This is a genomic window from Anaerosporobacter sp. (assembly GCF_965301125.1).
In genome coordinates this window covers 1-12,337 of record NZ_CBDLAM010000121.1, presented here as the reverse complement: position 1 = coordinate 12,337, position 12,337 = coordinate 1, and the positions used below count along the sequence as shown (strand labels likewise).

General features: G+C 34.6%; 13 protein-coding genes. 2 read left to right on the top strand and 11 right to left on the bottom strand.

All coding sequences use genetic code 11. The annotated features are described in order from the left end of the window. Nucleotides 1–125 precede the first annotated feature (125 nt). The 9 genes from rpmA to ACW2QF_RS13120 form a co-directional block, all read right to left on the bottom strand. A complete protein-coding gene (gene rpmA, locus ACW2QF_RS13160) occupies nt 126–413 on the bottom strand; it encodes a 50S ribosomal protein L27 (RefSeq protein WP_167956590.1) in 288 nt (95 codons plus the stop codon). A 78-nt stretch (nt 414–491) separates the two neighbouring features. Then, entirely contained in the window at nt 492–812 is a 321-nt protein-coding gene (locus ACW2QF_RS13155) for a ribosomal-processing cysteine protease Prp (protein WP_455716465.1), read from the bottom strand. A 17-nt stretch (nt 813–829) separates the two neighbouring features. Beyond that, nucleotides 830–1,138 (bottom strand): 50S ribosomal protein L21, encoded by a 309-nt coding sequence (gene rplU / locus ACW2QF_RS13150; RefSeq protein WP_073281564.1) that lies wholly within the window; start codon nt 1,136–1,138, stop codon nt 830–832. A 163-nt stretch (nt 1,139–1,301) separates the two neighbouring features. Further along, nucleotides 1,302–2,258, bottom strand: coding sequence for an NAD(P)H-dependent glycerol-3-phosphate dehydrogenase (locus ACW2QF_RS13145; protein ID WP_455716464.1), 957 nt, complete (start codon nt 2,256–2,258; stop codon nt 1,302–1,304). Between the two features lie 64 nt (nt 2,259–2,322). After that, nucleotides 2,323–2,793, bottom strand: a complete 471-nt coding sequence (gene ybaK, locus ACW2QF_RS13140; protein WP_455716463.1) for a Cys-tRNA(Pro) deacylase — start codon at nt 2,791–2,793, stop codon at nt 2,323–2,325. A 181-nt stretch (nt 2,794–2,974) separates the two neighbouring features. After that, a complete protein-coding gene (locus ACW2QF_RS13135) occupies nt 2,975–4,159 on the bottom strand; it encodes a ribonuclease E/G (RefSeq protein WP_455716462.1) in 1,185 nt (394 codons plus the stop codon). Between the two features lie 146 nt (nt 4,160–4,305). Continuing rightward, nucleotides 4,306–5,112, bottom strand: coding sequence for a TIGR03936 family radical SAM-associated protein (locus ACW2QF_RS13130; protein ID WP_455716461.1), 807 nt, complete (start codon nt 5,110–5,112; stop codon nt 4,306–4,308). Continuing rightward, nucleotides 5,113–6,981 (bottom strand): TIGR03960 family B12-binding radical SAM protein, encoded by a 1,869-nt coding sequence (locus ACW2QF_RS13125; protein ID WP_455716460.1) that lies wholly within the window; start codon nt 6,979–6,981, stop codon nt 5,113–5,115. A gap of 171 nt (nt 6,982–7,152) precedes the next feature. Further along, nucleotides 7,153–7,590 carry a hypothetical protein gene (locus ACW2QF_RS13120; protein WP_455716459.1) on the bottom strand — a complete coding sequence of 146 codons (438 nt, stop codon included), beginning with the start codon at nt 7,588–7,590 and terminating at the stop codon, nt 7,153–7,155. Between the two features lie 174 nt (nt 7,591–7,764). Between ACW2QF_RS13120 and tyrS the strand changes: the two genes are divergently transcribed. Next, a complete protein-coding gene (tyrS, locus tag ACW2QF_RS13115) occupies nt 7,765–9,000 on the top strand; it encodes a tyrosine--tRNA ligase (RefSeq protein ID WP_455716458.1) in 1,236 nt (411 codons plus the stop codon). A 77-nt stretch (nt 9,001–9,077) separates the two neighbouring features. Then, on the top strand, nt 9,078–9,995 hold the full coding sequence (locus ACW2QF_RS13110) for a hypothetical protein (protein ID WP_455716457.1): 918 nt from the start codon (nt 9,078–9,080) through the stop codon (nt 9,993–9,995). Between the two features lie 65 nt (nt 9,996–10,060). On the opposite strand, the gene udk is transcribed toward ACW2QF_RS13110, so the two are convergent. Both udk and ACW2QF_RS13100 read right to left on the bottom strand, forming a co-directional pair. Next, nucleotides 10,061–10,675, bottom strand: a complete 615-nt coding sequence (udk, locus tag ACW2QF_RS13105; RefSeq protein WP_455716456.1) for a uridine kinase — start codon at nt 10,673–10,675, stop codon at nt 10,061–10,063. 107 nt (nt 10,676–10,782) lie between these two features. After that, nucleotides 10,783–12,337: SNF2-related protein (locus tag ACW2QF_RS13100; RefSeq protein WP_455716455.1), on the bottom strand; the 1,555-nt coding region annotated here is incomplete at its 5' end.

Genomic DNA, 12,337 nt, shown 5'->3' with positions numbered 1-12,337 from the left:
CATTTAATTCAATCATATCAGAGCTATACATGAAATCATAATACCTGCCCATATCATAAAATCGTTTAATAAAGCCCCATTCTATGATGTAATCAAGAAATGGGGCTTCATCTACATATATTACATTATTTAGCTTCTACAGGGTATACACTAGCTTGTTTCTTGTCTCTACCCTTTCTTTCGAATCTAAGAACACCGTCTACTAAAGCAAATAAAGTATCATCTCCACCGCGGCCTACGTTTACGCCTGGATGAATTTTAGTACCACGTTGTCTGTAAAGAATATTTCCAGCTAATACAAACTGTCCATCAGCTCTCTTAGCACCTAATCTTTTAGATTCTGAATCTCTACCGTTCTTAGTAGAACCAACACCCTTTTTATGAGCGAATAACTGAAGGTTCATCTTTAACATAGTCTTACACCTCCTTGAATCGTGTATATCAATCAAATATATTATTTCAATTTTATGAAATAGAATCACTAAAAGTTATTATACTTTCAGATCTATATACTCTTGTCCATAATTCTCAATAATTCCTTGTAATCCAAGTATTAAAGAATTAAGTAATAAGGTAGACTCCTTACTTACCTCAGACAAGATAACAAATTCTATCTTATCAGAATCTTCTTCGCCTCTCATCTCAAATTGATCAGAAGTGAATGCTTCAATAGAATTAATAGTATTTACAACTAGAACCGAAACAGCTGAACATATGATGTCATAACCTCTGTCTGCAAATTCTGCATGTCCTTTTGTTTTGAATCCATTATAAACACCGTCCGCATTACGAGTAAAAGATACTTTTATCATATCTACTTCCTATTCGATTATGCGTTGATTTTTTCGATCTTAACTTGAGTAAATTGTTGTCTATGACCGTTTTTCTTGTGATATCCAGATTTTCTCTTATATCTGTAAACGATAACTTTTTTAGCTTTACCGTCTTTAACAACTGTTGCTGTTACACTAGCGTTAGCTACTGTAGGGTTTCCAACTGTTAAACCGTTGTTGCTTACAACAAGAACTTGATCAAATGTAACAGTTGATCCAGCTTCTACTCCAAGCTTTTCTACGTTAATGATATCGCCTTCTGCTACCTTGTACTGTTTACCACCTGTTGCTATAATTGCGTACATATGGCACCTCCTATTATCATTACTCGCCAACTATGGTGTCTGTTTGAACAGAACTTTAACCTCGTTGTGCGGCACACTAGACTATATTACCATCAGTTTTTTGTTTTGTCAATCATATTTCTAGATTTTTTCCCATTATATTTATAATTATTCCATATGCAATCTAAAATTCATTTTTTAACGATCTGGTAAATAAGCCATCTAATACCTCTTTCGCATCCTTTTCGCGATAAAGGATATCATATACTGCTGTACAAATCGGCAAATCCACCCCATAATTCTTACCTATATTAAGCATTGCTTTAACCGTATAGTAACCTTCTGCCAACGCATCAAATGATTCTTTTCTAATAAATGCTTCACCAAATTTTCTATTGTGACTGAACTTTGAGAAAACTGTAGCTTCGTAGTCACCTAGATGACATAGACCGTATGCCGACAACTCATTTCCACCCATAGCCTTTATTAATCTTGCTACTTCTCTTGTTCCTCTTGACATCAAAGCGCCTTTTAAGGTAGATAAATCAAGGCCATCCAACATACCAGCCGCAATACCAATTACATTCTTTGCAGCGGCACCAATTTCATTCCCTATCAAATCTTGTCCATAATAAAAGCGTATCAAATCACTGGAAAATTCATTTACTAACAACTCTTTTGTTTTAGCATCATTACTATCAATTACCATACAATTTGGAATACCATGATAAAATTCTTGTACATGACCAGGTCCTAACCAAACTGCCACATTATTTGAGAAATCAAGATTATCATTTGCAATTTGTGATAATCTTCTACCTGTTGAGATTTCGATACCTTTCATGCAAAGAACAAAAATTTTATCTGTAAGTTCATATTGCTTAATTTCATCCATTAAAGCCTGCAATCCTTGCGAATTTACCGAAATTACTATCACATCTGCTTCTTTCACACATGCAAGGTCTGTCTTAAGCTTTATTGATTCAGGAAATTCTAATAAATCATTCTTCCTCTCTTTGATAAAACGCTGCATGTTCTTTGAAGTTTCACGCCCATATAGTGTAACGTTATGTCCTATACTATCTAAGTACCAAGTAATTAAAGATCCCCAACGACCACAGCCAATTACAGTTATTTTCATTTCGTTCCTTCTTTCCAGAATTAATTATCTATTATTCAGTAGTATTAAAGATATTCATTTGATCTTATACTATCAAATCCATCTCCTTCGCATCTACATATTCAATAAGTGCATTAGGTTCTAATTCAATTTGGTACCCACGAGCCCCCGCACTCACTACAATTGTATCATATAATATGCCTGTTTCATCAAAATAAGTGGGATATTTCTTCTTCATACCTATAGGAGAACAGCCGCCACGTATATATCCTGTATGTTTTAATAGATCATTCACTGGTAACAAATCTATCTTCTTCTCTCCTGCTGCCTTTGCTGCCTTTTTCAAATCAAGTTCAGCTCCAACGGGAATACAAAATACCGCTACGCCATGTTTCTCACCAAATGCTACCAAAGTTTTGAAAACCATCTCGATAGGTAGCCCTATCTGCTCTGCTACATGTACACCTGCTAGATTATTCTCATCAACTTCGTACTCATGTGGTGTATAGGGAATCTTTGCTTGTTCTAATAAACGCATAACATTAGTCTTATTCATAGTAACCTCCTGTTCCTTCTAAGATGAATATAAGTGTAGTCAAAAGCCAACCAAAAAACTTACCTTCATCAATTTGCACATTCACAGACCTAACTTAAACTATGTTTGCATCACTTACCAATCCATAAATTGTGCAAATTGACGAATCAAAATATTAAACAGGCTTTTGACAACCTACCCATTACTTTAATTGCTCATGAAGTGGTTTTCGTACTTTCTTACGAGTAATCTCAACCAAGTTTAAGGCTGTAATATCAACTACTGTGGTTTTAACAGGATCCTTCTTAAACAACTGCGTTAATTCTTTCATAAGAATCTCCTGATCTTTCTTATCTAATAAATCTATAAAATCGATTATAATAATTCCTGATAAGTTTCGCAATCGAATTTGTCTTGCTGCTTCTCTTGCTGCTTCAAGGTTAATCTTAAGGAAGGTTTCCTGAGCCTTTTTCTTACCCGCGATTGCTTTCCCTGTATTCACATCGATAACATTGAAGGCTTCTGTATGCTGAATTACTAAGTATGCACCAGACTTAAGCCACACATGTTCACGAGTTGCCTCTTCTAACCTCTTCTCTATATTATACAAAGCACTTAATTTGATTTGATCGTCATTATAGAACCGAAGCTTCTCTAGGTCTTCTTGTTGATACTTCTTTAGATACTCCTCGATCTGTGCGTAAATGTTCTCATCATCTGTAATAATTTCCGTAAGAGTATTGGCATAACCATCACGAATATCACATAGATACGCTGACGGTGTTTTATGCACTAACGAGAACGTGCTTCGATGAACACCATACTGAGTAATTTCTTCATACATCTTAATTAATGAATCAATTTCCCCTTGAATCATATCTTCAGAGGCACCCTGCGCATTAGTACGGATAATAAAGCCATATTCATCGTTCTTATAGGAATATAAGATTTCTTTCAAACGTTTCTTTTCATTATCCGATGTGATCTTAGACGACACACCAATCTTAGTCTTACCATGGGTTAATACAACATATTTTCCTGTGAAGTTTAGATGACAAGTTGCTACAGGCGCCTTTGTTTTTATGTTCTCTTTCTCTATTTGAATTAAGATTTCATCACCCATTACAATTTTATCCGTCTTTTTTTCTTTCACATAAATCGGATTTTTATTTTCTTCCAAAGAATAATAACACATAGCACCGCCTGCAATCTCTATGAAGGCAGCATTAATGTTCTTAACTATATTCTTTACCTTACCAACGTATATATTCCCTAATATACTATCAGAATCCATAGAATCCACACGAAGTTGTACAAATTCATTGTCTTCGATTAAGGAAGATATTATTCTATTTTCTTTTGTTGTTAAGATTAACTTACTGTTCATACCTGCTCCCATCTGCACTATTTCTAGTGTGCACAAATACGGTTATAAAGAAATTCTAATCGAAAATCTCTATAACCGTATCATATAATTTTCATAATTTATCTGCAACGATTTACGTAACTGAATCGTTATCTATGTCGTTACAATTATTTTACGTCATTTAGTGGAACTAGCTTTCTCTCTTCTTCTGTCCCAAGATCCGCATACATTTCCATTCGATGTACCTGATAAGCAAATGGATTGAATATTACATTCTCTGATTGACAGAAAGCTTCCATAACTAATTCTGGTTTCAAGTTATTCACACTACCAGCAGCTAATTGCATATAGACAATACATTCATTCGTATAACTTTCTGCAACGCTATTTTCACAGAAGGTACCTCCAAGTTCAGCAAATGACTTGGCATCAAATGCTACATGATAAATAAATGGTTTGATGTCTACTTCCTTCTCGCTTTTCTTAGATTTCTTAAGAATTACGATTTGTTCTTTGGCCATAAAGGCTTCAAATCGTTCTTTGAAGTTTTCTGTTGTTAATGAAGTTTCAAGAACATGTCCATCTGCATCTGTAGTCGCTTCGAAGGTATATCCATCTTTTAAAGAAATCTTATAATCAGCTCCTGCAACGATAGACATGGAATTTTTACTTGTATCAGGAAGTAGTTTAAAATCAACTACTTGAATATCATTTACCATGGCTTCATTCATCTTGGCAATCATCTCTTCTTCTGATAGCGTAGATAATAACTGCATGTCCAGATATTCGGCATCACTAGTTAATCCCACACCAAGAGGCGACGCAAAGGATAATAACATATGAGGGCTAAATCCTTTTGAATATTCTACATCAATCTCTGCACGACGGAATGCCTTTTGGAAATAACGCATCACATCAAGGTGGCCTATAAACTTAAGGTTACCTGTCTTAGAAAATTTTACTCTTGCTTTCATCTACTTATTCCCTCCTTCGAAACAAACACCGCCACCAAAACTCATGGCACCACATCCAGAACATGCTTGTCTACAGTTTGGAGTTATTTTTTCTGATACTGCGCGTTCGTATTCTCTTATAAGGAATTTCTTTGTAACTCCTACATCTATGAAATCCCAAGGAAGGATTTCTTCGTAATCCCTTTCTCTACTTGTGTAGAATAAAGGATCCATATTGTTATCTTCGAATGCTTTCATCCATAAATCATACTTGAAATGTTCTGACCAAGAATCATAGATACATCCCGCTTTATAAGCGTCATAAACAATCTTACTTACTCTACGATCTCCACGGGCAAGAACACCTTCTAACATAGTAAGTTCTGCTTCATGCCAATTGTATTTGATACTCTTTGCGTTTAATTGCTCTCTCATCTTACCATTTAGGAAACGTTGTTTTTCAAGGAATTCTTCACTGGTATTCATACGTACCCATTGGAATGGTGTAAATGGTTTTGGTACAAAGAACGACGTACTTGATACAATACTTACACGACCATTGCGTTCTTCTTTTGGTATTGTATAATATTCTCTTGCAATCTTATCGGATAATGTAGCAATTCCTTCAATATCTTCATAAGTTTCAGTTGGAAGCCCTAACATAAAGTATAACTTAACACGATTCCAACCGCTAATGAACGCATCCATAGCACCCTTTAAGATTACTTCTTCTGTAAGGCCTTTATTAATTACATCACGAAGTCTTTGTGAACCTGCTTCTGGTGCAAATGTCAAACTACTCTTCTTTACGTCTTGTACTTTACTCATTACATCAAGAGCGAATGCATCGATACGAAGGGAAGGTAGTGAAATATTAACACCTTTGGAGCGAAATTCATCTATTAAGAAATACACCAATTCTTGTAGCTTTGAATAATCACTAGAACTTAAAGAACTTAAGGAGATTTCCTCATGTCCTGTTGCTTTAAGCATCTCATAAGCACGTTCTTTTAAGAATTCTAAATCTCTTTCACGAATTGGACGATAAATCATACCAGCTTGACAGAAACGACATCCACGAATGCAACCACGTTGAATCTCAAGAACTACACGGTCTTGCGTTGCCTTAATATAAGGGACAAGTGGTTTCTTTGGATATACCGTTTCACTTAATGCCATCTCAACTTGTTTCTTAACCATATCTGGTACTTCAGGATCATTCTTTGTAAAGGAAGCGATTGTATTATCTTCGTTATACGTAACATCATAAAACATAGGTACATACATACCTTGTACATTCGCTACTTTACGAAGAAAATCGATTCTTGAACCACCGTTTTTCTTGTTCTCTTTATATAAATCAAGAATTTCATCATAGGCAGTTTCCCCTTCTCCGATATAGAAGAAGTCAAAGAAGTCAGCAAGTGGCTCAGGATTATATGCACAAGGTCCTCCACCTACTACGATAGGATGTTCTTCTGTTCTATCCTTCGCATAGATAGGAATTTGTGATAATTCTAACACTTGAAGTATATTAGTATAACACATCTCATATTGAAGAGTAATTCCAAGGAAATCAAAATCTTTAATTGGATCTTGTGATTCAAGAGCAAATAATGGGATCTTTTTCTCTCTCATAATTTGATCAAGGTCTACCCATGGTGAATAAACTCTTTCACAGTATGTGTCAGTTCTTCTATTAAACATATCGTATAGAATTTGAATTCCTAGATGTGACATACCGATTTCGTATACATCAGGAAAGCACATACAAAAGCGGATATCAATTTTATCTAAGTCCTTTACGACCATATTTACTTCATTACCAATATATCTGGCTGGTTTTTCTACCGTTAGCAGTATTTCATCAGATAAAGCTAATTTTCTCATGTATCTTGTATCTCCATTCTATATTGGCTATTACTTGGGATAACGAAACCTTTTGTAATAGCTTAATTTATCAAAATTTCTTATATTATTAACAATAATACATATTAGCAATAACAAATGTTAATAATATATCGCATATTTACATACGATTAAGAGTATAACACAACTTCCTTAATCAAGTCTATTAAAAACATCAACAATTTTTTCATCTTGCAATGTTGCAAAGAACTTCTCGGCTTTATCATACACGCGGTTACTCTGTACTACTTCTTTAATCATGTCTGCACCAAAAGTTTTATAAGTAAAATTAATCTTATCAAAAACTACAATAACAAGAAAAACTGCCGAAGCGCATATAGTACGGATTAGAATTGATTTAATCGCTTTTTGTTTCTTATCTTGCTCTGATCCTACATTAACTTTTGTCTTCTTGGCAGTCGTAGCTTTAGGTACCTTAGCTATAGATTCTTTCTTTGGATTAGCCCCTTTCTTTGATAAACCTTGCGAGAATCTTCCATTCCCAGAAGATTTAAGATTCCCTTCACAACTCTCTCTAGCCAAACGAATTAATTCTTGTCTATTCACAGTATAGGTTGTATCCTTTTCCATTATACTTACTCCCTTTCTTACAATGATCTAAATTATTCCCTACATAAATATATGCATACATTCATCTTGAATATGACGGGGGTTTGTGTTACGATAATATTTATGATTGAAGGATACAATTTGGTACAAAACAGTTATCAAATCGTTACCATATTACCTTAAGGAGGAACAAAAATGTCTACAAACGTATATGATATTTTACTCGAAAGAGGGTTTATCGAGCAAACTACTCATGAACAAGAAATTAGAGAATTATTAGGTAAGGAGAAAGTTACCTTTTATATAGGATTTGATGCTACTGCTGACAGTTTAACTGCTGGACACTTCTTAACAGTTATGGCTATGATGCATATGCAACGTGCAGGCCATAGACCAATCGCTTTACTTGGTGGTGGTACTACAATGATTGGCGATCCTACTGGTAAATCTGATATGAGAGCAATCATGACGAAAGAAACGATTCAACATAACGCAGATTGTTTCCATAAACAATTATCTCGTTTTATCGATTTCAATAATGATAACGCTATTATTGCTAATAATGCTGATTGGTTACTTGACCTAAACTATGTTGAATTCTTACGTGAAATCGGTGTTCATTTCTCAGTAAACAAAATGCTTACTGCTGAATGTTACAAGCAACGTATGGAAAAAGGTCTTACATTCTTCGAATTCAACTACATGTTGATGCAATCTTATGACTTCTTAAAATTAAATCAAATGTACGGTTGTTCTCTTGAACTTGGTGGTAACGATCAATGGTCTAACATCTTAGGTGGTGTTGACTTAATCCGTCGTAAAGAAGGTAAACCAGCATATGGTTTAACATTTAAGTTATTAACAACTAGCGAAGGCATTAAGATGGGTAAAACTATGAAGGGTGCTGTATGGCTAGATCCAGAAAAGACTTCTCCATATGAATTCTACCAATACTGGAGAAACATCGAAGATGTTAAGGTGGAAGAATGTCTAGGTCTTCTTACTTTCTTACCAATGGATGAAGTACGTAGACTTGGCGCTTTAGAAGGTTCTGAAATCAATCACGCAAAAGAAGTTCTTGCTTTCGAAATTACTAAGATTGTTCATGGTGAAGAAGAAGCTATTAAAGCACAAGAAGCTGCTCGTGCTTTATTCGGTGGTAATATGAAGACAGATGACATGCCTACTACTACTTATACTGCAGAACAATTCAATGAGGGTATCGATCTAATTACTCTTTTAGTAGATGCCAAATTAGCAGTTTCACGTTCTGACGCAAGAAGAAACATTACACAAGGTGGTGTATCAGTTAACGATGTTAAAGTAACTGAATTTGACCGTGTATTTACACCAAGCGATTTTAATTCTGATGGTGCTTTACTTGTTAAGAAAGGTAAAAAAGCATACCATTTATTCAAAATCGCTGAGTAATTCATAAAAGGTAAAAGGCTTTTGCAATATACTACTAATTTTGCAGAAGCCTTTATTAATTCAAAGGGGGTTTCCATATGCCGTGGTGTCCAAAATGTAACATGGAATATCGAGAAGGAATTAAAGTATGTGCTGATTGTGGTACAGAATTAATCGAAGAAGCTACAGAAGGTCATGTTTCTGAATCTGAAGTAGTTCGTCTTGAAAAAGAAGAAGATGCACAAAAATTAATCCAATTTCTTGACTATTCTAAGATTAATCAAGCTTCATATTCTTATGACGAAAAAGATCAATCCTATGTCGTTGTAGTGAATGAGAACGATTTAAGCGAAGCAAAGAAATTATTTCAGGCGTTCTATATTGCTGAAACTGAAGAAGAAAAATCATCCGAAGAGAATGTTGAATCTACTACAGACAAATCACCTAATTCAAGTTTATCAGATTCATATGATGCGGATATTGATGATGAAGATTATAATTATGAAAAAAACAAAAACAATAGCTCATTAAATGATATGAAAGCTGCATCTAAGTCTTCTACTGTGTATGTGAGAAAGGCAGACCAATTTAAAGATCTTCGTTCTACTGCTTATATCTTTATCGCTGTTGGATTTGGTGGCTTAGTGGTATTGCTTCTTAATATATTTGGAGTATTAAGCTTCTACCAAGGATATTTTGCATGGATTATCATGGGGTTATTATTTACCAGCTTCCTTATCATTGGTTTTGGAACTTTAAAACACTCTAAACAAGTGAAGGGACAAATCGACGAAGAAAACGCACTTACTGATGCCATTAATACATGGTTAGAGAAAAATATAACAAAGGAAGTATTAGATCGTGTTATAGATCCTAACGAAGCAGATGAAATTAATTATTTCAAACAAACAGAGTACATTAAAAATGGAATTCTTGAAACATTCGATAAGAATTTAGTTGATTCCTATGTTGATCTTTTAGTTGAAGAGTTCTATAACTCTCATTTTGCAAACTAAACAAAGGCAATAAAACAAAGAAAGTTGTTCGGTAAGAAAACCAAACAACTTTCTTTTTATACTTATTAACCCACCATATTACGAATCTTGTCTAATAGCATGGATAGCGCAATCTCATTCTGTCCGCCATAAGGAATAATTACATCTGCATGACGTTTTGATGGTTCTACAAATTGTTCATGCATTGGCTTAACCGTTGTAGAATATTGTGTAATTACTGATTCTAAACTTCTGCCTCTTTCTTTAACATCACGAAGAATACGGCGAATTAATCTCTCATCCGCATCGGTATCTACAAAAATCTTAATATCCATTAAGTGTAATAAATCTGGATTTTCAAAAATCAAGAAACCTTCTACAATAATAACTTTCTTAGGTTCAACACGTACAGTGTCAGAAAGTCTTGTATGCTCCGTATAAGAATATACTGGGCGTTCAATAGCAATTCCTTGCTTTAATTGTTTGATATCACTTATTAATCTCTCTGTGTCAAATGCATTTGGATGATCATAATTAAGCTTAACTCTGTCTTCAAACGGAATATCATTGTGTGCTAGATAGTAATAATCATGGCAGATTAACTCAACATCATCGTTAAATTCCTCTTTGATTCTACTAGCTACTGTTGTTTTTCCAGATGCAGATCCCCCTGCAATACCTATAATCGTAATGTCGTTCATTCTTATTCTCCTAAAACTCTAAATGTTCAAATTAATACAATACTTGCTTTAAAGCTACAAATATTGTACCAGTATTTTTGTTTTTTATCAAATGGATTATTGTACTATTATAACTTAAAGATTTCTTCTAATTCCTCTCTTGATAGATGATTAATAAAGATCTCTTTGGCTTGAATTACAGAATCCGATAATTCTTTTTTCTTTTTCTGTAGTTTATAAATCTTCTCTTCAATGGTGTCCCTTGTTATTAGCTTAATTACTTGAACCGAATTGGTCTGCCCAATTCGGTAAACACGGTCAGTGGCTTGTTCTTCAACCGCCGGATTCCACCAAGGATCAAAGTGTATTACCGTATCTGCTCCCACTAGATTAAGTCCTGTACCACCTGCCTTTAATGAGATTAAGAAGATATCACCTTCTCCCTCATTAAAACGTTTTACATAATCTTTACGGGTATCAATACTTGTAGAACCCTCCAATGAGAAATACGTAAACTCTGACTTTTTAAGTTCATCTTCAATCAGATGTAGCATAGTTGTAAACTGCGAAAAGATTAATACGCGATGTCCTGCTCCGATTATATCTGGCAAGATTTCCATAAGTAAGTCCATCTTACCACTGCCACCTTTGTAGTTTTCAATAAATGTTGATGGATGGCAACATATCTGACGAAGTCTTGTTAGTGCTGCAAGGATCTCGATTTTTTTCTTTTCAAATCCAGTATCCGCGCCATCTTTGAATAAATCATCTCTAATACTGGCAAGGTACGCAGCATAAACCTTTCTTTGATTATCCGTCATCTCCGTCATGTATTTTGTTTCAACTTTATCTGGTAATTCTGATAGAACTTCCTTCTTCATTCTTCTTAAGATAAATGGTTGAATGTGACGATTCAAATCTGCCATTGCATCTTTGTTTCCATCTTTAATAATAGGTTTCTCATAGATAGACTGGAATTTAGAACTTGTAAACAGATAAAATGGCATAATAAAATCAAAAATAGACCAAAGCTCTGATAAACTATTCTCAATTGGTGTACCTGTTAATGCGAATTTGTGCTTCGCTTGTATTGCTTTTACTGATTTGGCATTACGTGAGTTAGCATTCTTAATGAATTGTGCTTCGTCAATAAACATAGTGTGGAACTGTAATCCTGCATAAACCTCAATATCCCTTCTAATTAGTGGATAGGACGTAATGACAACATCGATTTCTTCTTCATTCTTAGCACTATCAATAACAGCCGCACGTTCTTCCGGAGTCCCTACTACTATTGCAGTCTTTAAGAAAGGTGCAAACTTCTCTATTTCTTCTTGCCAATTGTAAACCAAAGATGATGGACACACAATCAGATACGGTCTCTCTCTAAATGCTGCCATATATACAATAGATTGTAACGTCTTACCAAGACCCATATCATCCGCAAGGATACCACCTAGATTGTTATCCGCTAAAGTACAAAGCCATTTATATCCTGTCACCTGGTAACTACGAAGACTAGCATTCACATCGGATGGAACTTCATAGTGATTTACTTTCGGATTCATAATTTTATCTACTAATTCACGGAATTCCTCATTGGTTTCGGCATGAAAATTCTCATCATTTTGTATCACTTGATTCAAATATAATGCTGTATTCATTGGTAATAAAACAGCATTA